The organism is Acinetobacter sp. CY73 (assembly GCF_059515865.1).
Genome location: NZ_JCAKMZ010000005.1, coordinates 68,423 through 93,486, shown reverse-complemented (window position 1 = coordinate 93,486; position 25,064 = coordinate 68,423). Strand labels below are relative to the sequence as shown.

22 protein-coding genes are annotated in these 25,064 nt (G+C 39.6%); 10 read left to right on the top strand and 12 right to left on the bottom strand.

Going from position 1 to position 25,064, the window contains the following annotated elements; translation table 11 throughout:
- Window positions 1-56 precede the first annotated feature (56 nt).
- The 3 genes from lpdA (at window position 57) to sucD (ending at window position 3,728) form a co-directional block, all read left to right on the top strand.
- A complete protein-coding gene (lpdA, locus tag AC5YD2_RS04390) occupies window positions 57-1,490 on the top strand; it encodes a dihydrolipoyl dehydrogenase (protein ID WP_496125152.1) in 1,434 nt (477 codons plus the stop codon).
- Between the two features lie 168 nt (window positions 1,491-1,658).
- Window positions 1,659-2,825 (top strand): ADP-forming succinate--CoA ligase subunit beta, encoded by a 1,167-nt coding sequence (gene sucC, locus AC5YD2_RS04385; RefSeq protein ID WP_496125151.1) that lies wholly within the window; start codon window positions 1,659-1,661, stop codon window positions 2,823-2,825.
- A gap of 12 nt (window positions 2,826-2,837) precedes the next feature.
- Complete coding sequence (gene sucD / locus AC5YD2_RS04380) at window positions 2,838-3,728, top strand: succinate--CoA ligase subunit alpha (RefSeq protein ID WP_496125150.1); 891 nt, start codon at window positions 2,838-2,840, stop codon at window positions 3,726-3,728.
- Window positions 3,729-3,775: 47 nt separating this feature from the next.
- Here the strand turns inward: sucD and AC5YD2_RS04375 are convergent, their stop codons facing one another.
- Together AC5YD2_RS04375 and AC5YD2_RS04370 are read right to left on the bottom strand one after the other, a co-directional pair.
- Entirely contained in the window at window positions 3,776-3,913 is a 138-nt protein-coding gene (locus AC5YD2_RS04375; RefSeq protein WP_496125149.1) for a hypothetical protein, read from the bottom strand.
- A 13-nt stretch (window positions 3,914-3,926) separates the two neighbouring features.
- Window positions 3,927-4,637 carry an IS30 family transposase gene (locus AC5YD2_RS04370; RefSeq protein WP_496125148.1) on the bottom strand — a complete coding sequence of 237 codons (711 nt, stop codon included), beginning with the start codon at window positions 4,635-4,637 and terminating at the stop codon, window positions 3,927-3,929.
- Window positions 4,638-4,850: 213 nt separating this feature from the next.
- Here AC5YD2_RS04370 and AC5YD2_RS04365 point away from each other — a divergent pair, with 213 nt between their 5' ends.
- Entirely contained in the window at window positions 4,851-5,090 is a 240-nt protein-coding gene (locus AC5YD2_RS04365) for a hypothetical protein (protein WP_496125147.1), read from the top strand.
- 59 nt (window positions 5,091-5,149) lie between these two features.
- On the opposite strand, the gene rsmD is transcribed toward AC5YD2_RS04365, so the two are convergent.
- Together rsmD and mrdA are read right to left on the bottom strand one after the other, a co-directional pair.
- Entirely contained in the window at window positions 5,150-5,704 is a 555-nt protein-coding gene (rsmD, locus tag AC5YD2_RS04360; RefSeq protein WP_496125146.1) for a 16S rRNA (guanine(966)-N(2))-methyltransferase RsmD, read from the bottom strand.
- 1 nt (window position 5,705) lies between these two features.
- A complete protein-coding gene (mrdA, locus tag AC5YD2_RS04355) occupies window positions 5,706-7,793 on the bottom strand; it encodes a penicillin-binding protein 2 (protein WP_496125145.1) in 2,088 nt (695 codons plus the stop codon).
- Window positions 7,794-8,029: 236 nt separating this feature from the next.
- On the opposite strand from mrdA, the gene AC5YD2_RS04350 reads away from it, so the two are divergent.
- The 3 genes from AC5YD2_RS04350 (at window position 8,030) to adk (ending at window position 10,663) form a co-directional block, all read left to right on the top strand.
- The gene (locus AC5YD2_RS04350) at window positions 8,030-8,545 is read left to right on the top strand and encodes a hypothetical protein (RefSeq protein WP_496125144.1); all 516 of its coding nucleotides are present in this window, start codon (window positions 8,030-8,032) and stop codon (window positions 8,543-8,545) included.
- A 62-nt stretch (window positions 8,546-8,607) separates the two neighbouring features.
- Window positions 8,608-9,924: a hypothetical protein gene (locus tag AC5YD2_RS04345; RefSeq protein ID WP_496125143.1), complete on the top strand. Its 1,317-nt coding sequence runs from the start codon at window positions 8,608-8,610 to the stop codon at window positions 9,922-9,924.
- A gap of 79 nt (window positions 9,925-10,003) precedes the next feature.
- On the top strand, window positions 10,004-10,663 hold the full coding sequence (gene adk, locus AC5YD2_RS04340) for an adenylate kinase (protein ID WP_496125142.1): 660 nt from the start codon (window positions 10,004-10,006) through the stop codon (window positions 10,661-10,663).
- Between the two features lie 378 nt (window positions 10,664-11,041).
- On the opposite strand, the gene nth is transcribed toward adk, so the two are convergent.
- On the bottom strand, window positions 11,042-11,731 hold the full coding sequence (gene nth / locus AC5YD2_RS04335) for an endonuclease III (protein WP_496125141.1): 690 nt from the start codon (window positions 11,729-11,731) through the stop codon (window positions 11,042-11,044).
- Between the two features lies 1 nt (window position 11,732).
- On the bottom strand, window positions 11,733-12,527 hold the full coding sequence (locus AC5YD2_RS04330; protein ID WP_496125140.1) for an RnfABCDGE type electron transport complex subunit B: 795 nt from the start codon (window positions 12,525-12,527) through the stop codon (window positions 11,733-11,735).
- Between the two features lie 341 nt (window positions 12,528-12,868).
- Between AC5YD2_RS04330 and gdhA the strand changes: the two genes are divergently transcribed.
- A complete protein-coding gene (gene gdhA, locus AC5YD2_RS04325; protein WP_496125139.1) occupies window positions 12,869-14,212 on the top strand; it encodes an NADP-specific glutamate dehydrogenase in 1,344 nt (447 codons plus the stop codon).
- Between the two features lie 65 nt (window positions 14,213-14,277).
- Here the strand turns inward: gdhA and AC5YD2_RS04320 are convergent, their stop codons facing one another.
- From AC5YD2_RS04320 to rlmH, 3 genes are all read right to left on the bottom strand, one after another.
- Entirely contained in the window at window positions 14,278-15,054 is a 777-nt protein-coding gene (locus AC5YD2_RS04320) for a DUF4377 domain-containing protein (RefSeq protein ID WP_496125138.1), read from the bottom strand.
- Between the two features lie 219 nt (window positions 15,055-15,273).
- Window positions 15,274-16,050: a dioxygenase family protein gene (locus AC5YD2_RS04315; protein ID WP_496125137.1), complete on the bottom strand. Its 777-nt coding sequence runs from the start codon at window positions 16,048-16,050 to the stop codon at window positions 15,274-15,276.
- Between the two features lie 179 nt (window positions 16,051-16,229).
- Window positions 16,230-16,712, bottom strand: a complete 483-nt coding sequence (gene rlmH, locus AC5YD2_RS04310; protein WP_496125136.1) for a 23S rRNA (pseudouridine(1915)-N(3))-methyltransferase RlmH — start codon at window positions 16,710-16,712, stop codon at window positions 16,230-16,232.
- Window positions 16,713-16,942: 230 nt separating this feature from the next.
- On the opposite strand from rlmH, the gene AC5YD2_RS04305 reads away from it, so the two are divergent.
- Complete coding sequence (locus AC5YD2_RS04305) at window positions 16,943-17,887, top strand: M20/M25/M40 family metallo-hydrolase (protein ID WP_496125135.1); 945 nt, start codon at window positions 16,943-16,945, stop codon at window positions 17,885-17,887.
- A gap of 328 nt (window positions 17,888-18,215) precedes the next feature.
- Here AC5YD2_RS04305 and lon read toward each other — a convergent pair whose 3' ends face one another.
- From lon to AC5YD2_RS04290, 3 genes are all read right to left on the bottom strand, one after another.
- A complete protein-coding gene (gene lon, locus AC5YD2_RS04300) occupies window positions 18,216-20,642 on the bottom strand; it encodes an endopeptidase La (protein WP_496125134.1) in 2,427 nt (808 codons plus the stop codon).
- Window positions 20,643-20,786: 144 nt separating this feature from the next.
- The gene (locus tag AC5YD2_RS04295; RefSeq protein WP_496125133.1) at window positions 20,787-21,377 is read right to left on the bottom strand and encodes a 5-formyltetrahydrofolate cyclo-ligase; all 591 of its coding nucleotides are present in this window, start codon (window positions 21,375-21,377) and stop codon (window positions 20,787-20,789) included.
- Between the two features lie 39 nt (window positions 21,378-21,416).
- Window positions 21,417-21,800 carry a MerR family transcriptional regulator gene (locus tag AC5YD2_RS04290; protein WP_496125132.1) on the bottom strand — a complete coding sequence of 128 codons (384 nt, stop codon included), beginning with the start codon at window positions 21,798-21,800 and terminating at the stop codon, window positions 21,417-21,419.
- Window positions 21,801-21,884: 84 nt separating this feature from the next.
- On the opposite strand from AC5YD2_RS04290, the gene AC5YD2_RS04285 reads away from it, so the two are divergent.
- Window positions 21,885-24,890, top strand: a complete 3,006-nt coding sequence (locus tag AC5YD2_RS04285; protein WP_496125131.1) for a heavy metal translocating P-type ATPase — start codon at window positions 21,885-21,887, stop codon at window positions 24,888-24,890.
- The last annotated feature ends 174 nt before the right edge of the window (window positions 24,891-25,064 follow it).

Genomic DNA, 25,064 nt, shown 5'->3' with positions numbered 1-25,064 from the left:
TAAAATTACAAAAGTAGATTTAGGGCGATCCTCTAAATCTACACTTGGAGATTAATATGTCTCAACAGTTTGATCTTGTTGTGATTGGTGGTGGACCAGGTGGATACGAAGCTGCGATTCGTGCTGCGCAACTTGGTTTTAAAGTTGCTTGTATCGAAAAACGTATTCATAAAGGCAAGCCATCTTTAGGTGGTACATGCTTAAACGTGGGTTGTATCCCATCTAAAGCATTGCTTGATTCTTCTCATCGTTACGAAGATACAGTTCATCATTTAGATGATCATGGTATTACCACCGGTGACGTGAAGTTTGATCTTGCAAAGCTTCTTGCGCGTAAAGACAAAATCGTTGACCAATTGACTATGGGTATCGATGGCCTGCTTAAAGGTAACGGTATTGAGTGGTTAAAAGGGACTGGTAAATTACTTGCGGGTAAAAAAGTTGAGTTTGTATCTCACGAAGGTGAAACTCAAATTTTAGAACCTAAATACGTGATTCTTGCGACCGGTTCTGTACCTGTAAATATTCCTGTTGCTCCTGTAGATCAAGACATCATTGTTGACTCAACTGGCGCATTAGAATTCCAAGAAGTTCCTAAGCGTTTAGGCGTAATCGGTGCGGGTGTAATTGGTCTTGAACTTGGTTCAGTATGGCGTCGTTTGGGTGCAGAAGTTGTTGTATTTGAAGCAATGGATGCATTCTTACCCATGGCTGATAAAGCTTTGGCTAAAGACTACCAAAAACTTTTAACGAAGCAAGGTCTTGATATCCGTGTTGGCGCGAAAGTTGCTGGTACTGAAGTCAATGGTCGTGAAGTTACTGTTAAGTACACACAAGGCGGCGAAGACAAAGAGCAAACTTTCGATAAATTGATCGTTTGTGTAGGTCGTCGTGCATATGCTGAAGGTTTATTGGCAGACGATTGTGGTATCAAACTCACTGAACGCGGTTTGGTTGAAGTAAACGATTGGTGTGCAACTTCTGTTGAAGGTGTATATGCAATTGGTGACTTAGTACGTGGTCCAATGCTTGCACATAAAGCAATGGAAGAAGGCGTAATGGCAGTTGAGCGTATTCACGGTCATGCTGCACAAGTGAACTATGACACCATCATTTCTGTCATCTACACACACCCAGAAGCGGCGTGGGTAGGTTTAACAGAACAGCAAGCAATTGAAAAAGGCCATGAAGTGAAAACTGGTCAATTTGGTTTTGCTGCAAATGGTCGTGCAATGGCTGCGGGTGAAAATGCTGGTTTCGTGAAGTTTGTTGCTGATGCAAAAACTGATCGTTTATTGGGTATGCACGTGATTGGACCTGCTGCGTCTGACATCGTTCACCAAGGTATGATCGCACTCGAGTTCGTATCTTCTGTTGAAGATTTACAGTTAATGACTTTTGGTCACCCAACATTCTCTGAAGTGGTTCATGAGGCTGCGCTAGCAGTCGATGGACGTGCGATTCACGCAATTCAGCGTAAACGTAAATAATCTAAAAAGAGCGGCTTAGGCCGCTCTTTTTGCATTTGGTGGTTGTTTTTGTATGAATAATCATCTAAAACTAATAATAGAAAATTAAATAATTGCTAATACTTATCGTGATGGATGTTTAGGTATTAGTAAACCATAAAAACGTGAAAAGTAGTCAAAGGTAAAATAATGAATCTACATGAATATCAAGCGAAATCGCTGTTAAAAAAATATGGAATGCCAGTTCAAGAAGGGATTCTTGCAACCAATGCGGATGAAGCTGTTGCAGCTTTTGAGCAGCTCGGCGGTAAGTTTGCTGTCATGAAGGCACAAGTTCACGCAGGTGGCCGTGGTAAAGCAGGCGGTGTAAAAGTTGCCAAATCTAAACAAGAAGTTGCTGATTATGCAAATTCAATAATTGGTACAAACTTAGTTACCTATCAAACCGATGCCAATGGTCAGCCAGTAAACAGCCTTTTGATTTGTGAAGATGTTTATCCTGTGGAAAGAGAATTGTACTTAGGTGCGGTTGTTGATCGTTCAAGTCGTCGTGTGACTTTTATGGCATCCACAGAAGGTGGTGTTGAGATTGAAAAAGTCGCAGAAGAAACTCCTGAGAAAATTATCAAAGTTGAAGTCGATCCGTTGGTTGGACTTCTACCTTTCCAAGCACGTGAAGTTGCATTTCAATTAAATTTGAAAGATGGGCAAATTAACCAATTTGTAAAAATAATGACTGCGGCTTATCAAGCATTTATTGAAAATGATTTCGCATTATTTGAAATTAACCCACTTTCAGTCCGTGAGAATGGCGATATTCTTTGTGTAGATGCAAAAGTAGGGATTGATTCAAATGCCCTCTATCGTTTACCTGAAATTAACGCGATGCGTGATAAGTCTCAAGAGAATGAGCGCGAGCTTAAAGCCTCTGAGTTTGATCTGAACTATGTTGCCTTAGAAGGTAATATTGGTTGTATGGTCAATGGCGCAGGTCTTGCTATGGCAACCATGGATATTATTAAATTGTATGGTGGTCAGCCTGCAAACTTCCTTGATGTTGGTGGTGGTGCAACGAAGGATCGCGTGATTGAAGCATTTAAAATTATTTTGTCAGATACCACAGTAGAAGCAATTCTGATCAATATTTTTGGTGGGATTGTACGTTGTGACATGATTGCTGAAGCCATCATTGCAGCGGTTCAAGAAGTCAATGTAACGGTACCTGTCGTTGTTCGCTTAGAAGGGAACAATGCGGAACTCGGTGCAAAATTACTCGATGAATCAGGTCTTAAATTAATTTCTGCTGCTGGCTTGGCTGATGCTGCAGAAAAAGTTGTTGCTGCAGTGAAAGCGTAAGGAGTATCAATCATGAGCGTATTAATTAATAAAGACACCAAAGTATTGGTACAAGGCTTTACAGGTAAAAATGGTACTTTCCATTCTGAGCAAGCTTTAGCTTACGGCACAAAAGTCGTTGGTGGTGTGACCCCTGGTAAAGGTGGGCAACAACATCTTAATCTCCCTGTTTTCAACACAATGAATGAAGCAGTTAAAGAAACTGGTGCTGATGCATCTGTGATCTATGTACCTGCTCCATTTGTTTTAGATTCAATTGTAGAGGCAGTTGATTCCGGTATTGAGTTGATTGTTGTGATCACTGAAGGCGTGCCAACCTTAGACATGCTCAAAGCAAAACGTTACCTCGAAACCTATGGTAATGGTACGCGCTTAATCGGACCAAACTGCCCAGGTATTATTACACCAGGTGAATGTAAGATCGGGATCATGCCAGGTCATATTCATCAGCCAGGTAAAATCGGAATTATTTCTCGTTCTGGGACTTTGACGTACGAAGCTGTAGCGCAGACAACCAAACTTGGTTTAGGTCAGTCGACTTGTATTGGTATTGGTGGTGATCCAATCCCAGGCATGAATCAAATTGATTGCTTAAAATTATTCCAAGACGATCCACAAACTGAAGCAATCATCATGATTGGTGAAATTGGTGGTACTGCTGAAGAAGAAGCTGCTGAATACATTAAGTCTCACGTAACGAAGCCTGTTGTGGGTTATATTGCGGGTGTAACTGCGCCTAAAGGTAAACGTATGGGGCATGCGGGTGCGATTATTTCTGGTGGTCAAGGAACGGCTGAAGAGAAGTTTGCAGCTTTTGAGCGTGCAGGAATGGCATATACACGTAGTCCAGCAGAGTTAGGTTCAACCATGCTACAAGTTTTAAAAGACAAAGGCATTGCTTAAAATAATTTAAATAAAAAAACCTCCTTTGGGAGGTTTTTTTATAGGTCTTAGATTAGCATTTGAAGTGCAACGCCATGTTGTTGGGATAATACCTGACTTGGACTTTTAAAGCCGAGTCTTTTTCTTGGACGTTGATTTATACGGTCAGTGATTTTTGAAATGTATTCATCCGTATACTGATCCAAGTCACTTCCTTTTCTAATGTATTGTCTGAATAAGCCGTTTATATTTTGATTGGTACCTCGGTTGCCAAGCGCTATAAGGATCAGCCAAGTACCAATCTATTTCTGATTCTTGAGCAGCATACTCATGCAGGCTGAACTCCTTACCATGATCTGCGGTAATCGTCTTGAGCTGATCTTTAAGCGGCTTAAGTAGACGAATAGTTGTTTGGCAAACTTTATCTGCCTTACGTGAGCTACACTTCTTCAAACACAAATAGGTTGTCTTTCGATCTACAATCGAGACCAATGATTGCTCATGATTCTTACCAATAATCGTATCTATCTCTAGATCACCAAAACAATTACGCTGCTCAATCTCAACAGGTCTATCATGAATGCTTTTACGATTAGCCAGCTGACCACGGGTTTCGCAAGAGCCATATTTCCTCTTTCTTTGATTTCTGAAACGTAGGTGATGAAAGAGTGTGCCGCCCTTATTTTTATCCTGCCGTATCAAACGATAAATTGAATGCAGACTGACTGAAACACGAGAAGCGATCTCTTCAGGATTCCATTGAAGTTCAAGATAAGAGATGACATGTATCCATATGTCATCAGGAATTCTTTTAGGATTGTTGGAAGGTGAACGATTCAGTCTCCAAGCAATATAACGCTTAGAAAACCTTTCATCTAACAATGTATAAATCGGATATCTTTCTTCTTGGGTAAGATGAGTATAGTTCATGATGCAACTTTGACTTTGGTCGGTCTGGAAGCAAAATACTAGCTCATCTTGCCTCCTTTCAATAATTTAATCTCTGTTGCACTTCATTTGAGAATCTAAGTATCAAATATGAATTGAACATGAACAGTTATAAACATGATTCAACATTTTCTACAGCTTCACTCCATTTTTAGTCACTACATTGAGCTTAGAAAAGAGTTGCGGAGCTGAACCATGAAAAAGACAATAGCACTGACTGTACTGATAACTTCATTGACCGGGTGTGTTGTAGCCCCTTTTGATGATCATCCAAATCGTAATAACGAACGATATGATCAAGATAAACGCTATGATCGTGATCATAAACGTCAAGATTGGCAGAATCAAAAACGTGGTGATTGGAATAAACAGCGAGATCAACGAGCTGACTGGGATCGTGAACGTCCACGATCAGATCACCCTCGACCACGCTAATATTTTAACCGAAACAAAAATGGGATAACGTTATCCCATTTTTTAACTGTAATTTGAGTTTAATAAGTAGACTTTTTATATAATCCTGCACGAACAACACCCGCTTTCGTTTCTTTGATCAAAGACCAACTATTTGGTAATTCCAATTGATTCAGTGGGCAATCCGCTTCAACATAGATAAATCCATTATTTTTAATTAAAGGATCAGTATTGGCTGCAAGTTCTTGCCAAAGATTTAAGCGATAGGGTGGATCTAGAAATACCAACTCAAAATGGTCAGCTGGCAAACTTCTGATCGCTTGTTGTGCTGTTGTGACATGCAATTTACAGTTTTCAATTTTCAAAAGTTTCAGATTATCTTTTAAAAATTTAGCTTGTATAGCGTTAGGTTCAATCATGGTGACATTTGCAGCACCACGTGATAATGCTTCGAAACTAAGCGCACCTGAACCCGTACATAAATCTAAAACTTCAGCATTTTGAACGTCCCACATCAGCCAATTGAACAACGTTTCACGAACACGATCAGGCGTTGGTCTTAAATTTTCAATATCTGCAAAAGGTAAGACGCGACGTTTTAATTCACCACCAATAATACGTAATTGATTTTTCATCTTAATTTCCTGTAGCTGATGGTGGAGTGATCATTTGAGTTGGAGCAGAAGGCTGTCTAGCAGCGGTGTTTTGACCTAAAGCTGGTTGTGATGTTGCCGTTGCAGTTGCCAATGCAGTTGTAGTTTGAGTAGATTGTGGGGTTGAAGAAGGATTAACGTTCGCAGACATCGTGTTATCGCCACTTGGTAAATCGCCTGGTTTAATTCCAGCGGTCATCAAGCCACCACTGATTTGATGTTGTGGTGGTTGAATCGGATTACGCTTACGCGTGAGTAACCAGTAGTCCATAATCGGACGTGCAATTGGCGTAGCACTACCACCACGACCGTTTTCAACGATGATGGCAACAGCAATTTCAGGCTTTTCAGCAGGGGCAAAACCGACAAACAAACCATGATCGAGCTGGCGATCCGTTAAAATTGCTTCGTTATAGCGTTTCCCTTGAGCAATACTTTTCACCTGAGCCGTTCCTGTTTTCCCTGCGATTTGATACTGCAAGCCTCCACGAATGGCTTTTCCTGTTCCAGATTGGATGACATCGACCATCGCTTCACGCATTTTGATCCAGTCTTCAGGTTGACCATTGAACTGAATTTTGCCGTTGGGTGCATTATGGACTTTATGTGCTTTAGCGCCTTTAGATTCACGCAGAACATGCGGGGTAACATGAGCCCCTTGATTGGACGTAATTGCAGTCGCCATAGCAAGTTGAAGTGGCGTGGAGGTAAAAGCCCCTTGTCCGATACTCACCGAAATAGTTTCACCGCGTAACCATTTGGTTTTTCGTGTACGCATTTTCCATTCAGGACTAGGGTAAAGTCCTGTACTTTCACTGGGTAAATCCACCCCGGTTTTCTCACCAAAGCCAAACTGACGCATCCAACTATTCATCTTCTCAATCCCCATTTGGAAAGAGAGAATGTAAAAATAAGTATCGCAAGACACCACTTGAGCTTTATGCATATTGACTGAGCCATGACCTGATTTTTTATGGTCACGGAAACGGTGACTATCACCGGGTAAAGTGAAGTATCCAGGGTCAGAAATGGTGGTATGCCAATCCACCACACCATAATGGATTCCCCCTAAACCAAACATCGGTTTAATGGTTGAACCTGGTGGGTAGGAACCTTGAACAGCACGATTATATAATGGCTGATCAATATTATCGCGTAACGCACTATAATCAGCTGTACTGATGCCTGTGACAAACAGGTTTGGGTTAAAACTTGGACTCGACACAAGAGCTAAGATTTCACCCGTATTCGGGTCCATCGCTACAATGGCGCCACGCTTACCGATGAGTTGTTCTGATGCAACTTGTTGTAGACCATAATCAAGCGACAGATATAGATCGTTACCGCGAATGGATTCTTTTTTACCTAATTTACGCAGCACATTACCAAAAGCATCTGTTTCAATTGACTCAAAACCCGGCGCACCATGCAGTAAATCTTCATAAAATTTTTCAACACCAATTTTTCCAATCAGATTGGTGCCTGCATAAGCATCTTTATCAATTTCCTTGAGTTCTTTATCGTTAATACGACCCACATACCCAATCACATGCGCAAATAATTCACCATGTGGGTAATAACGGGTCATTTGCGTTTCAATGGCTACGCCCGGAAACTGGAATTTAATCTCACTAAAACGTGCAATATCAGTCTCAGTCAAATTTAATTTAATGGTAACGCGTTCTGTCTTTTTAGCCGTTTTTACACGGTTGTTAAAACGCTCAATATCTTCATCGGTCAGACTAATAATAGGCTTCAAGCGTGCAATGGTAGCATCAATATCTTGAACATCGGCTTTACTTAAGGTCGCTGTAAAAACAGGATAGTTATCTGCGAGTAAAACGCCATTACGATCATAAATATAACCACGGGCAGGACTAATCGGTTGTAAACGAATGCGGTTATTATCAGATGCCAGTTTGAATTCTTCATGATGTATAATTTGCAAATAGGCATAACGAACTAATAGAAGCATTAAAAAAAAGATGACAACACCCATCGCGAAAAATATTCGACTACGAAATATACGTTTTTCTTGTTGAACATTTTTTAAAGGAAACTGATGTTTCATATGACGTCGACTTAATCACGGTTTAGGGTTTTGTTGGTGCACGTATGTTACCTTAGAATACGATCGATTTTAAAAAAAATAATGCATTCTGAGAGGGATGAATTATGCGAAATCTTGACCATAGCGACATTAAATTTCATTTGATTTGTATATAAGATCGAAAATTAATCTGTTAAAGTCAAAAAATTAAGGATAAATAAAAAAATTGATCTCTAGATGAGACAATGGAGAAAATAATGAGAAATATCTTTCCTTTAGTTTTTCTCGGTACAATTTGGAATGTTGCTCATGCAGATATTTCTGAATATTTACCTCCAGCAAAGATAAAGTCGGAACAAATCTCTACACTCAATGTGGGCGCTGGAATCACTCAAAAACTCGCACATGTAAATGGTGAATGGGCGAATCCTTATGGTATCGCTTATGCAAAAGTAGGCGCATTTACCAATGATGATCATGAAATTGGTGGACAGATTGGATTTAGATATCCGGTTGTTTTAAATGGTAAAGATGCAAATGGTTTTTACTTGGGTGCATTTGCAGGTCATTTAAGAAGTGTACCAATCAATGGATCTGATGAGTTGCAGTTAGGCGGTGGCGTAGATTTATCCTATGTACTCTTAAATAAAGAGCGGATTAGTACGATTAGTGTGGGTGTTACAGCTGGAGAAGAGTTAAAGGATGGTAATCGTGTTGTACGTGAAACCAAGCCTGAAATACAATTTGCCTACACCTTAAGTATGGGATTTTAGAAGATATTATGCTTCTATACAGTTTATTTGACCGCACATAGAATTCAATATGAGAGTCATGAATGTTTGAATATGTAAGTGATTTGTGGCAAGCCTTCTTAAATCGACCAGATTTTTATGCTGTGCTCAGTATTATTCCAGTAACAGCACTTGTTACTTGGGCACACGTGTGGATGGCACTCAAAATGGTGTTCTATCCAATCAAATTTTGGGGCTTCCACATTGGTCCACTTCCAGTGGGTTGGCAAGGGATTGTACCGCGTAAAGCTGGACGTATTTCAGGCATTATTACCGATAATACTTTATCTAAACTGGGTTCATTGCAAGAATTTTTACAAGCCATGGATCCAGAAGATATGGCACGCATTATCGGAGAGCAAGTCGGCTTTGAACTTGAACATCTGATCGATGAAGTGATGATGGATCGCAATGCTGTGCTCTGGGAAAACTTACCTTATTCGATTAAGCGCCGTATTTATGCACAAGCACACAAACAGCTACCCGCAGTCTTAAGACAGTTAGTGACTGAATTGACCATGAATGTTGAATCATTAGTCAATATGCGTGAGATGGTGGTGAGCCAAATGGAAGGTGATCGCCAACTGATGGTGAACATGTTCCTGAAAGTCGGTCAAAAAGAAATTAATTTTATTTGGCATATCAGTGCGTTAATTGGTATGTTCTTCGGTGTTTTCCAAATGATCGTATGGTTTGTGGTGCCTTGGCACTGGACTGTTCCGATTTGGGCTGCAATTTGGGGTTTCTTAACCAACTGGATCGCCATTTGGATGGTATTCAATCCGGTTGAGCCGCATTTTATTCGTTATCCTCAATTTTTTGAGTTGACGAAAGATCGAAAATTTCCTTGGATTAAGCCTGTCATTCCGCGAATTGGGACTTATAATATTCAAGGTGCATTTATGAAACGTCAAGAAGAAGTTTCAGATGTATTTGCAAAAGTAGTGACTGAAGATTTAATCACTTTAAAATCGATTATGACCGAAATGATGTATGGCAGTAAAAAGGAAAAAACTCGTCGTATTGTAAAACGTCATATTAATGAAATTATGGAAACACCATTGGTTCGGACTTCATTACAGCTATCTTTAGGTCCAAAAGAGTATGCAAAACTCAAGACAGACTTGATCGATCGTTCAATTGAAATTACGATGGTGCCTGTATGCGACCCTGCGTTCAATGCGAGCCGTGCACAGAAAATCTATCAAATGTTTAGAGATCGTATTCGCGAGTTAACACCGAAAGAGTTTCAAAATCTATTACGTCCTGCATTTCAGGAAGACGAATGGATATTGATTGTACTTGGTGGGGTAACCGGATTTTTCGCTGGCTTAATACATTTGTTTGTGGCTTTCTTATAATTAGATGCTAGATTTTTACAGATTTTGGGTTCTGTAAAAGCAAGTGTCATACATATTGTTAAAATGAGGATGTTTATTTATGCGCATTATATTACTCGGACCTCCTGGAGCAGGTAAAGGCACGCAAGCTCAGTTGATCTGTAAGCGCTACAATGTCCCACAAATTTCAACCGGTGATATGCTCCGTGCTGCGATTCGTGAAGGAACTGAACTCGGTCTTCAAGCTAAAAGCGTGATGGACAATGGTGGTCTAGTATCAGATGAACTGATCATTGGTCTTGTAAAAGAACGCATTGCACAGCCTGATTGTGTGAATGGTTGTATTTTTGATGGTTTCCCGCGTACGATTCCTCAAGCTGAAGCTTTGGAAAACGAAGGTATTACGATTGATCATGTGATCGAAATTGATGTGCCTGATGAAGAAATCGTTCAACGTTTATCTGGTCGTCGTCAACATCCAGCGTCTGGTCGTGTCTATCATATCGTTTACAATCCACCCAAAGTGGAAGGTAAAGATGATGAAACGGGTGAAGACCTAGTTCAACGTCCAGATGACTTAGAAGCAACGATTCGTAAACGTTTAGGTTCATATCACACAGAAACTGAGCAACTGGTTGGTTTCTACCAAGGTCGTGCAGCCTCTGGTGAAAATGCACCGACGTATGACAAATTGAATGGTCTACGTCCAATTGATGAAGTTCAAACAGATTTGTTTGCGATTCTAGATCAGTCAAAATAATTCAAAATTAGAATTTTGACATTAAAAGAGTCCTAAGTCATATTAGGGCTCTTTTTTATGGTTTGGAGTAAGGGCTTTGCTCAAAGTTGGTGTGGTACTACTTCTTATTTGTACTCTTGCGGTGATGTGTTATTTGGTTTTCATTAGCCTTAGACTCTTGCGTAAAGCAGAAGCAGAACGAAAAGCAGAGATGAAACATAATAAACCCGAAGTCCAACTACATCCAAAACTGAAAGATAAAAACAAGCCGTAGGTCGTTTAGCTTTACATCAACACAGGTAGCATTTTCAAAAAGATCGCTTTTGTTTATGTATAGGCTTTTTTATATATCGGCATGAAGAAAGATACCTATATAGGTATCTTTCTTCATCTTTCATTTTAGCTTTGAATAGTTTTGATTTTAATGGGTCTAGCCGCACCGAAATCGAAACGGTCTGGCCAGTTGCAGACATCTGACACAATACACTCATCGCATTTAGGTTTACGAGCAATACAACAATATCGACCATGCAGAATAAGCCAATGATGAGAATCAACGATAAATTCTTTGGGGATCACTTTAACCAAACGTTGTTCAACTTCGAGTACATTTTTACCCACGGCAAGACCTGTACGATTACCCAAACGGAAGATATGGGTATCAACCGCCATAGTCGGTTGTCCAAATGCTGTATTGAGTACCACATTTGCCGTTTTACGACCGACACCAGGCAAAGCCTCTAGATCAGCTCTATTGTTTGGAACAACGCTGTTGTGCTTTTCTATGAGCATCTGGCAAGCTTTAATGACGTTCTCAGCTTTAGAGTTATAAAGCCCGATGGTCTTGATGTATGACTTTAAGCCATCAACACCGAGGGCATATATCGCTTCTGGCGTATTGGCGACTGGAAAAAGTTTATCGGTGGCTTTATTGACGCTGACATCTGTCGCTTGAGCTGAAAGCGTTACAGCAACCAGTAACTCAAAAGGGCTTGAATAGTTTAACTCGGTTTTAGGTTCTGGACGTTGTTCACGCAATCGTTCAAAAAAAGTTTGAATTTGTTTTTTGGTCATATTCTTTACAGTCATCTTAAGCATCCTGCAAAGCTTCAAGTTGTTGAGTTAATTGTGCTAAAAGCTCTCTTTTCTTTAAATCATCACGAACACTGAGTTGTTTTTCTAGTTTTTTAATTTGTGTACGTAATTTTGCAAGTGCTAATGTATTCTTCACATCAAGTGGTGCTGAAACCTGTGACGCTTTCTCCACAATTTCTATAGAGGGAACATGGATAGATTGTGCTGAAAATTGAGCAAAAAGTTCAGTATCAATGTCGGCCCGAACCACAGGACCTTTACGGTTGATCCGTCTTTTTTCTTCACGTTGAATATGTGAGTAATAGCGTCGTCTCAGATCAGTTTGTTCTTCCATGCGCTTAGTGTCATTTGGTAATTCACTTTGATCTTCAACCAGATCAATACAATCAACAGGACAAGGCGGAATACACAGCTCACAGCCCGTACACAGGTCAGTCAAAATGGTGTGCATAAGTTTACCTGAACCAATAATGGCATCCACAGGGCAGGCACTAATACATTTGGTACAGCCGATACATTCATCTTCTCTAATGATGGCCTTCATACGCTGAGGACGTAAATCCGCTTGAATCGGCCAAACACTTTCTTCTGCTTTAAGTGTCGGACGATCGAGCAAAGCTGCGATTTGATCAGCGACAGGTTGACCACCAGGGACACATTTGTTGGCTTCCTCACCCTCAGCAATTGCTTTGGCATAAGGAAGGCAACCATCACGATGCCCGCACAATCCACATTGAGTTTGCGGAAGAAAAGCATCAATTTGTTGTATCAGAGAGATTTTTACGTTCATGTAAGGCTTAATTTGGAAGATTAAAGAGCGATGCCGATATATAGCTGAGCAAGTTAAAATTTTACCATGAAAAGAGGTGGAAAAGGATGCGCTGATATAGGGCTCAAAAAGCGCACTTTTAGCACAATAAATACATTTTTCTTATAAGAAAATATTGGGTGATTCATAATAAAAAATTATCTTTACTATATTTAAATCATTGATTAAATAATTAATTTAAAATATTAATGAAAAAGTGTTGTAGATTGACTTCAAAAGATATTTAATACTTTGCGCCAAAACTTATCAATATTTTGAAATTTTGACCAATTTTGATCCACCTTTCTGCTGAGGATTAAGCGTTGAAATATAACAGCCTTAACGACTTCCTAAACTACGTTAAAACACGTGATGCGAATCAACCTGAATTTCTACAAGCTGTAGAAGAAGTGATGATGAGCTTATGGCCTTTTATCGAAAAGAATCCAAGATATGCTGAGCACGGATTACTTGAACGTTTAGTGGAGCCAGAACGAGCGATCCAATTTCGTGTTTCTTGGGTTGATGACCAAGGACAAACACACGTAAACCGCGCATTCCGAGTTCAATATAACTCTGCAATCGGTCCATTCAAAGGTGGTATGCGTTTCCACCCATCAGTGAACCTTTCAATTTTAAAATTCTTAGGTTTTGAACAAACCTTTAAGAATGCATTAACGACATTGCCTATGGGTGGTGGTAAAGGCGGTTCAGATTTTGACCCTAAGGGTAAATCTGAAGGCGAAATTATGCGTTTCTGCCAAGCGTTAATGATCGAGTTATATCGTCATTTAGGTTCAAACACAGATATTCCTGCGGGTGATATTGGTGTGGGTGGTCGTGAAGTAGGCTACATGGCGGGTATGATGAAGAAGTTAAGCAATGACACATCGTGTGTATTCACGGGTAAAGGCTTAACTTTTGGTGGCTCATTGGCTCGTCCTGAAGCAACGGGTTTCGGTACGGTGTATTTCGCTGAGGAAATGCTCAAGACTCGTGGCGATAGCTTCAAAGATAAAGTCGTAACGATTTCAGGTTCTGGTAACGTAGCACAGTATGCTGCTGAAAAAGCGATATATTTAGGTGCAAAAGTGGTTTCACTTTCTGACTCTGCAGGTACTGTTTACATCAAAGACGGTTTAACTGAAGAGCTTCTACGTGAAGTGATGGAACTTAAAAACGTTAAACGTGGTCGTATCTCAGAGTTTGCGTCTAAGCACGGTTTTGAATACTTGGAAGGACAACGTCCTTGGGGTATCAAATGCGATATCGCATTACCATGCGCAACTCAAAACGAGTTAGATGCAGATGACGCTGACAAGCTTCTTGCAAATGGTGCAATCTGTGTTGCTGAAGGTGCAAACATGCCTTCGACTTTGGCTGCTGTTGAGAAATTCGTAGAAGCGAAAATTCTTTATGCACCAGGTAAAGCTTCAAACGCAGGTGGTGTTGCAACTTCGGGTCTTGAAATGTCTCAAAATGCAATCCGTTTGGGTTGGACGTTCGAAGAAGTAGATGAGCGTTTACATGCAATCATGAAAGAAATTCACCGTAACTGTGTTAAATACGGTACTCAAGAAGATGGTACTGTGAACTACGTTGATGGTGCGAATATTGCAGGCTTCGTAAAAGTGGCTGAAGCCATGCTTGCTCAAGGCGTTTACTAATTTGTAAATCGACTTGAAATAAAAAACCGAGACATTGTCTCGGTTTTTTAATGAGAAATTTTAACTTAAAGTGAACCTTTCACTGCTTCACGCTCAACGGACATGTCATAAATATAAGCATACTTAGATTGATCTGCAGCTGGATGTTTAATCTCAAAACGTTTTACACGAATGACTTGACGCTCATTTGGTGTATGTGTAAATCCTTCGATTTTGTCATAGAAAAGATTCCAGTCTTTGTCCACCTGAGTTTTTACACCTTGTTCGCTATATTTGATCTCACGTACTTGTAAGCAAGTTTGTGGAGCAACGCCAGTGCACTGTTTAGTTTCAGGAGAAACTTCAAGGAAAATCGTTTCAGCAGCAGAGCTATATTTGACTTCAGGTGTCATTTGACCCGTAAGGACAACTGTTTGACCATTTTTATCTGTCAGAGTTAAAGTCGGTTTGTTTGGATCGTTCATGTTTAATACAAATGGTACTTTTCGATCTTCAAACCAACTCGATGCAATCTCTTCTTGTTTCATGTAATGATCAGGACATGCCATCATCGTTGACATAAAATTGCCTGTGACAATCTGGTTATTTTCAACTGTCCATGAAGACCCCATCGTATTACAGCTGGTCGAAATACTTAAACGACCTTCATTTGAAAAATTCAATACAATCGGTTTTGGTGTATCAGCTGTTGTGGTGCTCCATACATAGGATGCCAATGTTTTATCTGCATTTTGTTGTTGTAAAACAGACACTGTTACATCTCCAGCTTTCTTAATATCAGCAGACTCGCAAGCTGCGAACATTAAAGGAATCAGTACGATAGCTAAGTATTTGAATTTCATTATGATAAGTATCAATAAATATAAATGAGTGCATCATAACGGATACTATTGAAAATAAAATGAAAAGACTGAATAGTTTCCGTATCAATATGTATCAAGTAACAAACATTTGTAAATACATAAATTTTGATTGTTTTTTTAAGACGATTTATTCTTTTGTTATGAAAAAAAAGCTAAATGGAAATGGTTAACCATTTAGCTTTAATTTTCGGAAGTTATTTAATCAAAGCGATAAACATCCATACCTAACGCGCCCATGGTAAAGCTACTATGTACAATGCTAAATCGATGACCTGTGCCCATTGCAAAAAATAAGGGGGCAAAGTGCTCAATGGTTGGATGGTTGCGTTCCATATATGGAATATTTTCCCAGTCAAGCACTGCATCAAAATCATTATGGCTCAGTTTATTGACGACATAATTACGAAAAGTGAATGCCCATTCAGGAACATTTGAATCTTCGCCGTGCCATGATAGTTCACGTAAATTATGCGTAATACTTCCTGAGCCAATAAGTAAAATTTGACGTTCACGCAGGAGTGCTAATATTTTACCAATCTTGTAAATATCATCAGAACTCATATTCATCGGAAGGGATATTTCAATCACTGGAATATCAGCTTCAGGGTACATGTGTAACAATGGCATCCATACGCCATGATCGCGTGGACGCGTATTATTTGCATGTGCAGCAATCTGGGCATCTGCCAATAACTTGAGGATCTCTTCTGCTAATTCTGGTTGACCAGGTGCCGGATAACGAATGTCATAAAGCTCTTCAGGAAAGCCACGAAAGTCATGCCAAGTCATTGGGCGTGATGCTGTACTTACTTCTAGTGCGTTGCTTTCCCAATGTGCTGACATCACCATAATCGCTTCAGGCTTGGGTAAGTTTAAACCTAAGCGATTTAAAGCTGGGCCAACCTGTTCAGGATTAATCGCTAACATCGGTGAGCCATGCGAAATAAATAATCCAGGAAGCGTTTGTAAATTCATGATGATTTGCCTAATCATTGGGAGATTTTGATCATCGCTAAAATTAGAGATGAGATAAAGACAGTTATGGTCAACGTGGCGTTGCAATAATAGAATGATTAAATAGCCTAAGCTGATTCTAATGCTCAGCTTGTTTCAAATATCTAGTTCACTCAAGTATTCATTAAACAGTTAGAATATTAACCCGCACGATGATAGGGGTGATTATGATTGATCGTCATTGCACGATACAGTTGTTCAATGAGCATCACACGCACCATTGGGTGAGGTAGTGTCAGTTTCGATAAAGACCAATGCCATGCTGCTGCTTTACGTACTGCTTCAGAATGACCATCTGGCCCACCAATCGCCAAGACAACATCGTTGCCTTCAAGCATCCATGATTTCATGGTTTCAGCAAGTTTTTCAGTACTAAATTCTTTACCGCCGACTTCAAGTGCAATCAGCACTTCATTTTGTTTCATTGCCCCTAAAATACTGTCACCTTCAATCTGACGGTATTTTAAAATATCAGCCTCAGAATCATTCTTACCACGCTTTGCCATAGGCAGTTCAATGATTTGAGTTTGAACAAAAGGCTGAATACGTTTGAAATAATCTTCAAAACCTGTGAGTACCCAAGCAGGCATTTTTTGTCCAATGGTCAAAATTCGAATTTTCATAAGCGTAGAATCTGGTGACTTCAGACTATTATAGCGTTGATTTAAGGTCAGGGCAGATGGATTCTTTTGAAGATGCTTTTAAGAAGATAAAAGTGAATTAAAATTACACTATTTGGTGAAATTAAGTGCTAAATTGTACTCAGATTATTTTAAATATATTCAAAATATAATCAAAAAAATCAACTTCATTATTCCCTACGTCACAATAAAATAATATGGTTTAGTTCAACATGTTTAAAACGATTTTCCAAACAATACTTTTCAGCGCAATATGTTGCGTGAGTAGTTTTTCTTTAGCAAATTTATCTTCAATTAGACAGCAAGCTGAAACTGAAAATTTATCGGTTTATCTCAATCAAATCATTAGCCCAACAAAATATAGAAATCATACTGAAATTGAAGAACTGAACCGTGTATCGGCATGGATTCAGGGTCAAATGCAGAAATTTGGTATTCCATGCGATTTCCAAAATTATAAGGTGGAATCCAATCGATACCGAAATGTGGTATGTGAACTTAATGTTGGTGCTGCCAAGAATCTTATCGTCGGTGCACATTATGATGTTCATGGTGAAACTGATGGTGCGGATGACAATGCCTCAGGTGTGGCAGGTGTGTTGGAAACAGCTCGAATTTTGGCAAAAGAGAAAAAACATTTAAAACATAATGTTGAATTTGTATTTTATACCTTAGAAGAGCCGCCATACTTTAGAACTGAACAGATGGGCAGCGCAGTTCATGCGAAGGCGATAGAAAAATATAAAGACCGCATTGCTGGAGTTTTTATATTGGAAATGATTGGATACTTTGATCAGCGTAATATTCAAGAATATCCTGTGGGATTAAAACTCTTTTATCCTGCACATGGTAATTTTATTGGTGCTGTGAGTAATTTTGATTCGAATCGCTTGGGAAGTGCGTATTGCGCTGCAATGAAGCAAATGAAACGTTTGGATTGTCAAAGACTGGTTGCCCCATCATTCGTGACTGGTGTTGATTTTTCAGATCATTTGAATTATTGGAATGCGGGAATTCCTGCGATTATGATCACCGATACGGCATTTTTTCGAAATAAAAACTATCACACTAAAAATGACACAGTCGAAACTTTAAACTTACAAAAAATGAAATATGTGATTGATGGTGTTGTGTTCACGATTTTGAACATTCAATAGCGTCGCCTACTCTAAAACTAATTGTCATTAACGACACGTCATGTAATACATTCAAATGGTTAGAACTTTGACATATTTTAAGTTCTTTCGGATAAAAAAACGCAGTCACAAAGGGTAGTATGACTGCGTCTAAACACAAATCCGTCTGGAGACACAGATTTGTGTTTGAAAACCTATTCAAGCAAGCGAATGTCTCACATATTTCATATATGAGGTTATTTGGCATAATTTCAATACTGATTATGATGTAGTAACTCTATCAATTTTTAGACAAAAAAATGAGAGCCGTAGCTCTCATTTTTTTATCAGAATTTTCAAGCTGAGTGACTTAATGACGTGCAGCTTTAGCTTCATCTACCGCTTTAACAATCGGCGTTTTAACCAATGGTTTTGGCATTGAAACTAAGCTTAAAGGTAAAATCTCATCAATTGATTTTACGGCTTTGATTTCTAAACCTTCCTTAACGTTTTCTGGAATTTCAGCCAAATCACGGACATTGTCTTGTGGAATGAACACAAGTTTCACGCCACCGCGATGTGCAGCAAGCAGTTTTTCTTTTAAACCACCAATACGCATTGCACGGCCACCTAGACTGGTTTCACCTGTCATCGCGATGTCAGGACGAATTGCAATACCTGTAAACGCAGAAACAAGCGCTAATGTCAGAGCTAAACCTGCAGATGGGCCATCTTTTGGTGTTGCACCTTCAGGTAAATGCACATGAACATCCGTTTCTTCAAAACGAGAAGCTTCGATCCCCAGTTCATCTGCACGCGTACGTACAACAGTCATTGCGGTGGTAATCGATTCTTTCATCACATCGCCGAGAGAACCCGTCGTAATGAATTTACCTTTACCTTTCACTGCAGCAACTTCAATCGTCAGTAATTCACCGCCCACAGATGTCCAAGCCAGACCATTCACACGACCAACTTGAGCCTCTTCTTCAGCCATACCGAAGTCAAACTTGTGTGGGCCTAAGTAATCAGGCAGATTGCTTGAATCAACTGTGACTTGAAGATTCTTGGCTTTCTTGCTGACTGCTTCTTTCACGACTTTACGTGCAATTTTAGAGACTTCACGTTCAAGACTACGAACACCTGCTTCACGTGTATAACGCTGTACAATGTCACGAATCGCTTCTTCATGAACAGTCAATTCATTGGCACGTAGACCATTATTCTTAATGGCTTTAGGCACAAGGTAACGATCAGCAATATTCACTTTTTCATCTTCGGTATAACCCGGCAGACGAATCACTTCCATACGATCGAGCAGTGCTTCTGGAATATTCATGCTGTTTGCAGTACAGATGAACATGACTTCCGAAAGGTCAAGATCAAGGTCTAAATAGTGGTCGTTAAACTTACTATTTTGCGATGGATCTAAAACTTCCAAGAGTGCAGAAGCTGGGTCGCCACGGTAGTCCTGTGCCATCTTGTCAATTTCGTCGAGTAAGAACAACGGGTTCTTTACGCCAACTTTTGTTAAAGATTGCACGATTTTACCTGGCATCGCACCAATATAAGTACGACGGTGACCACGAATCTCAGCTTCATCACGTACACCACCCAGTGCCATACGAACAAATTCACGACCTGTTGCTTTCGCTACAGATTCACCCAGAGAGGTTTTACCTACACCAGGAGGACCCACTAAACACAAGATTGGACCGCGTAATTTCTTCACACGTGATTGAACTGCTAGATATTCAATGATGCGGTCTTTGACATCATCTAAACCGTAGTGGTCAGTATCGAGAATATCTTGAGCTTTGTTGAGGTTAATACTTACTTTGCTCGCTTTATTCCACGGTGTGTCTAAAATCGCTTCGATGTAGTTACGCACCACAGCCGCTTCACTAGAAGCAGGTTGCATGGCTTTGAGTTTACGGAATTCAGCTTCAGCTTTTTTACGCACATGTTCAGGTAAATCAGCTTCAGCTAAACGACGCTCAATCTCTGCAACATCATCTTCAGCACCGCCATTCATGTCAGAAAGTTCGCGCTGAATCACCTTCATTTTTTCATTTAGGAAGTATTCGCGTTGATTCTTTTCCATTTGGCGTTTTACATTGTCATGCAAACCTTGCTCAATCTGTTGTTCTTCAGACTGTTGAAGTAGGTAGGTCATGAGCTCTTGTAAATGTGCTTCGAATTGATCGTGTTCTAAGAACTTTTGCTTAATATCAATGTTCAATGGAACACGTGTAGCAACGAAGAACATCAATTGTAATAAGTCATCAATTTTCGCAGCTGCCGCAATCAATTCACGAGCATTACGTAATTTTGCTTCTGCATATTGTGAGAACAGAACACGCAACTCTTCAAGACGGGTAGATTGAGTTGATTCATCAATCGTGATCGTCATTGGGCTAAGCGCATGTTCAGCTGATAAATATCCTTCATTTTCGATGATATTGACCAATTTTGAACGATAAATACCTTCGATTAAAACTTTAATGCAGTTTTCATCATTTTCATGATTTACAACTTGAACAATCTTCGCAACTGTTCCGTATTGGTACAGGTTATCGTGATCGATTTCTTCTGATAGAGAATCTTGTTGTGCCACCACAAATACTAAATTGTCACCGTTACGAGCTACATCAACTGCTTTAATCGATTTTTCACGGCCGACAAATAGCGCAATTTGCATGTGTGGATAAACAACAACATCACGCAATGCTAATAGAGGTAATACGCTTGGGGTCTGAAGTTCTAAGTTTTCTTCATTCATAATAATATCAGTCATGAGCACTCCTAATGAGTGACAACGGTGTTGCCATACTTTTTTATAGTGATGGGTATTTTTTAAATTACAAGGGCTATATGTGATATTTATGCTGAATTTATGAGAAATGAAGTATAAATACTAAGCAAAATTCATGATTTAACTCTAAATTCGTCTAAAACGGTAAGTTTTTGATGGCGTGATTAAAATATCCAGAGGTTGATCCCAGTGACGACGGATTAGCGGTTCTGGTAAATATTGAAAATTATGCGCTAGCCCTAAGCGAATCGGCTTGCATTTGGCTTGTGTTAAAGTGCGATCATAATAACCGCCACCCATGCCCATACGTGTACCATTTGCATCACATGCTAATAATGGCATGATGAGCAAATCAAGCTTTTTGACATTGTTACCACGCGCTTTTATCGGTTCTTTCATGCCGAGCCGATGATGACTAAATCGCCTATTTAAATACTGTTTGGGTGATACTCGAATCCAAACAAGTTTCTGATTCATGTTGCAAATCATCGGTAGGTAGACGTTTTTCCCAAGTGAAAAACATTTTTTGATGATCAAATCCGTTTGAATTTCGCCAAATGCATGAAGATAAAGACCGACGTTTTGAGAATGCTTAAACGCTACAGATTTTATGATCAGTTTTAAAATATTCTGTTCAGATTGTCTTTGTTCAAAAATAGACACGCGTCGACGCTGTTGTCTTAATGTTTTACGCAATATATTTAGGTTCGCGGACATGTGTTTCTCTATGATTTTGACTGAGTCGACGTTGTAGATTTATTCAGAATTTTTTAAAGCTTTCAGAATTGGACAACAATCTTCGCTGCTACTTTTGCATTCATCCAGCCAAGTGGCTAAACGTAATTTTAAAGATTGTAATTCTTGAATACGCTGATCAATTTTTGCTAGACGTTGTTCAATGACCTGTCTGACTTGAACGCGGTCATCAAGTTCTAAAGTGAGTAATTCTTGGATTTCACGCAGTTGTAGTCCAGCATCTTTGGCTTTTTGAATAAAGTTTAAAGTTTCAATGTCTTGCTCATTGTAATAACGATATGCCGTCGTTGATTTTGGAACACGTAATAATCCAATTCGCTGATAGTAGCGAATCGTTTCTATATTCATATCACAATGTTTTGCAAGCTTTCCAATGGTGAGCATTATTGATTTCCTAAAAGGCTTGACTCTGTACTTAGGTACAGACTTTATGCTAGCACAAATGATAAATGAATAAAGGTGATCGTTATGACTGAGCAACAAAAACCTTCATGCTGTTCGAAAAAGTCTGATCAAGAAACGACGCAATCTGAACAGATTGTGGAAGTGATTGATATTGATCCCGTATGTGGGATGAAAGTCGATGAGAATTCACCACATTTTATTCATTGGAGTCAAAGGAAATATTTATTCTGTGGTCTTGTTTGCAAAGAAAAGTTTGAATTACAGCCCAATAGCTATATTAATGAAATAGACTATAAAAAAGTAAGTAGCAATCCTTTTGAGCACAATATGCCTTTTGAGCATGTCAACCATTCGGATCAATCTGAAACAACTCAGAATATTCAATCATGTTGTTCATCATCTAAAAAGTATGAACAAGCTTCTAAAATTAAAAGTCTTATACGTTTAGATCCATCATGCTCATTTAAAGCGATTGATCCTGTCTGTGGTATGACGGTGACCAATCCTGAAAAGCCACAGGTTGAATATCAAGGGACGACTTATTATTTTTGCAATCCAAAATGTTTAGAAAAGTTTGTAGCCAATCCAGAGCAGTATTTAACAAAGTCTCAAAGTTCTTCCTGTTGTGGTAGTAAGAGTAATCAGAATCAGATCATTCAGCCGATAGCTGAAAAGTCTGAAAAGTCTGAAAAGTCTGAAAAGACAGCGCAGACTCAAAGTTCGTGCTGTGGCACTGAACCTTCAAAACCAACTTCAGCTCTGTCAAATGGTTGCTATGGGGGCGTGCATGTAGTTACTGATGGAGAGTCAGCAATTGATCCTGTTTGTGGTATGTCGGTTTCAACATCAACAGAGTTAAAGACAGATTATCAAAATCAGACCTATTATTTCTGTCACCCATCTTGTTTATCCAAGTTTAGAAATGATCCTGAACCGTATTTGATTCCGATGGATCAACGAGCACAGCCCGAAGGAATGGATGATGTGATGTTCACTTGTCCAATGGATCCTGAAATTGTACAAAAAGGGCCGGGTACATGTCCGATTTGTGGCATGGCACTTGAACCCATGCAACCGAGTTTAGATGATGGACCAAACCCTGAGTTGGTTGATTTTAGCCATCGGTTTTGGATGACCTTGCCACTTACTTTACTGGTTTTTGTTTTGGCAATGGGTTCACATATTCATGCCTTTATCTCACCGCATATTCAACCGTGGATTGAATTGGTGTTGAGTATTCCAGTGGTGCTATGGGCAGGTAAGCCATTTATTGAGCGTTGTTTTACTTCATATAAAACCCGCAATTTAAATATGTGGAGTTTGATCGGTGTCGGCATATTAGCTGCATTTATTTACAGTGTAGTGGCGACCATTTTCCCATCTCTGATTCCGATGGAAGCAAAAACAGGACATGGTGTCGCAGTCTATTTTGAAGCTGCATGTATGATTGTGTCATTAAGTTTGCTTGGACAAATCATGGAGCTGAAAGCGCGTGCCAAAACAGCAGACTCTTTAAAAGCCTTGCTTAAACTTCAACCGAGTACAGCCAAACGAATTGAAAATGGTCGAACCATTCAAGTCAATATTGATCAGATTCATCAAGGTGATATTTTACTGATTGCGTCAGGTGAACAGATTCCATTGGATGGAATCGTGGTTGAGGGACAAACCCACATTGACGAATCAATGATGACAGGTGAGCCACTTCCTGTTAAGAAAATGCTTAACGATCCAGTGATTGGTGGAACGGTGAACCAACAGGGCAGTATTCAAATACGAACCACGGCTATTGGTCCAAACACTACACTAGCCAAAATGATTCAGACCGTCGCAGATGCACAACGTTCAAAAGCACCTTTGCAGCGAATGGCGGATGTGGTTGCTAAATACTTCGTCATCACTGTGCTTATTATTAGTGTTTTAACCTTTGTTGCTTGGATGGTCTTTGGGCAGGCTCAGTTTGATTTGGCATTGATGTGTGCTGTAGCTGTATTGATCATTGCCTGTCCTTGTGCCTTAGGTTTAGCTACACCAATGTCTGTCATGGCGACCACAGGACGAGCAGCGCAAAAAGGGGTTTTATTTAAAGATGCTGAAGCGATTGAAGTTTTGAGTAAAGTAAATACCTTGATCATTGATAAAACGGGGACATTGACCGAGGGTAAACCGAGTCTAAAAGAGATCAAGTTGCTCACAGATCAAGTTCAACAGAATCAAGTTGAAACTTGGATTGCTTCCATTGAGCAACATTCGAGTCATCCGATTGCCAAGACACTATCAAGACTTGTACCTGAGGATCAGTTACTAACTACTCAAGACTTTGAAGATGTTTCTGGTTTTGGTGTGAAGGCTAAAGTTGATGGTCAATGGTTATATGTGGGAAGTCAGAAACTCATTGAAAATATGGGGTTATCCCTAAATAAATCACTCATACAGCAACTTGACCAACAACGCCGTCAAGGCAATGTGATGAGTTTTATTGCAAATGATCAGCAAGTTTTAGCCTATATCTCAATCCATGACGCGATCAAACAAAATGCAAAAGCAGTGATTCGCCAATTGTTAGATGATGGTGTGGAAGTGGTCATGGCAACAGGTGATCATGAGCAAAATGCGACCGTCGTTTCTGAAACCTTGGGGATTCAACAGGTCTTTGCCAATTGCACACCACAAGATAAATTAGAGCTTGTAAAAAAATTCCAAGCCGAAGCTAAAGTGGTTGCTATGGCAGGAGATGGAATTAATGATGCGCCTGCATTAGCCCAAGCCAATATCGGGATTGCTATGGGTAATGGCACTGACATTGCCAAACAGACTGCACAAATCACGTTGGTAAAAGGTGATGTGCGTGGTGTGGCAGATGCGATTCACATGGCAAAACTTGGTGTTAAAAATATGAAGCAAAACCTTGCATTCTCATTTCTCTATAATGGTTTAGGCGTGCCAGTCGCAGCGGGAATTTTTTACCCCCTTATAGGTTTATTGCTTACGCCCATGATTGCTGCCATTGCGATGTCCTTAAGTTCTTTATCTGTCGTGATCAATGCATTGCGATTAAATAAATCTTAAATAAATAGATAACGTTTAAGCAGCTTCGGCTGCTTTTTTTTAATAAAAAAATAATGCCATTGATCATTTAAAATGATTAACCGACTAAAGGAAAGCGAACTTAAGAGGCTTATTTATAAATATAAATTACATGGAGCATTAGATTTTCGACTCCTATGGTTTAATCGCCTGATT

Excerpts from the sequence above, each read along its gene's own strand:
- lon (WP_496125134.1), bottom strand. The coding sequence starts at position 20,642 with ATGACTGATATTATTATGAATGAAGAAAACTTAGAACTTCAGACCCCA.
- AC5YD2_RS04290 (WP_496125132.1), bottom strand. The coding sequence starts at position 21,800 with ATGCTCACCATTGGAAAGCTTGCAAAACATTGTGATATGAATATAGAA.
- AC5YD2_RS04305 (WP_496125135.1), top strand. The coding sequence starts at position 16,943 with ATGTTTAAAACGATTTTCCAAACAATACTTTTCAGCGCAATATGTTGC.
- adk (WP_496125142.1), top strand. The coding sequence starts at position 10,004 with ATGCGCATTATATTACTCGGACCTCCTGGAGCAGGTAAAGGCACGCAA.
- AC5YD2_RS04295 (WP_496125133.1), bottom strand. The coding sequence starts at position 21,377 with ATGTCCGCGAACCTAAATATATTGCGTAAAACATTAAGACAACAGCGT.
- rsmD (WP_496125146.1), bottom strand. The coding sequence starts at position 5,704 with ATGAAAAATCAATTACGTATTATTGGTGGTGAATTAAAACGTCGCGTC.
- lpdA (WP_496125152.1), top strand. The coding sequence starts at position 57 with ATGTCTCAACAGTTTGATCTTGTTGTGATTGGTGGTGGACCAGGTGGA.
- sucC (WP_496125151.1), top strand. The coding sequence starts at position 1,659 with ATGAATCTACATGAATATCAAGCGAAATCGCTGTTAAAAAAATATGGA.
- nth (WP_496125141.1), bottom strand. The coding sequence starts at position 11,731 with ATGACTGTAAAGAATATGACCAAAAAACAAATTCAAACTTTTTTTGAA.
- AC5YD2_RS04370 (WP_496125148.1), bottom strand. The coding sequence starts at position 4,637 with ATGAACTATACTCATCTTACCCAAGAAGAAAGATATCCGATTTATACA.
- AC5YD2_RS04330 (WP_496125140.1), bottom strand. The coding sequence starts at position 12,527 with ATGAACGTAAAAATCTCTCTGATACAACAAATTGATGCTTTTCTTCCG.
- AC5YD2_RS04365 (WP_496125147.1), top strand. The coding sequence starts at position 4,851 with ATGAAAAAGACAATAGCACTGACTGTACTGATAACTTCATTGACCGGG.
- rlmH (WP_496125136.1), bottom strand. The coding sequence starts at position 16,712 with ATGAAAATTCGAATTTTGACCATTGGACAAAAAATGCCTGCTTGGGTA.
- AC5YD2_RS04320 (WP_496125138.1), bottom strand. The coding sequence starts at position 15,054 with ATGAAATTCAAATACTTAGCTATCGTACTGATTCCTTTAATGTTCGCA.
- AC5YD2_RS04315 (WP_496125137.1), bottom strand. The coding sequence starts at position 16,050 with ATGAATTTACAAACGCTTCCTGGATTATTTATTTCGCATGGCTCACCG.
- mrdA (WP_496125145.1), bottom strand. The coding sequence starts at position 7,793 with ATGAAACATCAGTTTCCTTTAAAAAATGTTCAACAAGAAAAACGTATA.
- AC5YD2_RS04345 (WP_496125143.1), top strand. The coding sequence starts at position 8,608 with ATGTTTGAATATGTAAGTGATTTGTGGCAAGCCTTCTTAAATCGACCA.
- sucD (WP_496125150.1), top strand. The coding sequence starts at position 2,838 with ATGAGCGTATTAATTAATAAAGACACCAAAGTATTGGTACAAGGCTTT.
- AC5YD2_RS04350 (WP_496125144.1), top strand. The coding sequence starts at position 8,030 with ATGAGAAATATCTTTCCTTTAGTTTTTCTCGGTACAATTTGGAATGTT.
- AC5YD2_RS04285 (WP_496125131.1), top strand. The coding sequence starts at position 21,885 with ATGACTGAGCAACAAAAACCTTCATGCTGTTCGAAAAAGTCTGATCAA.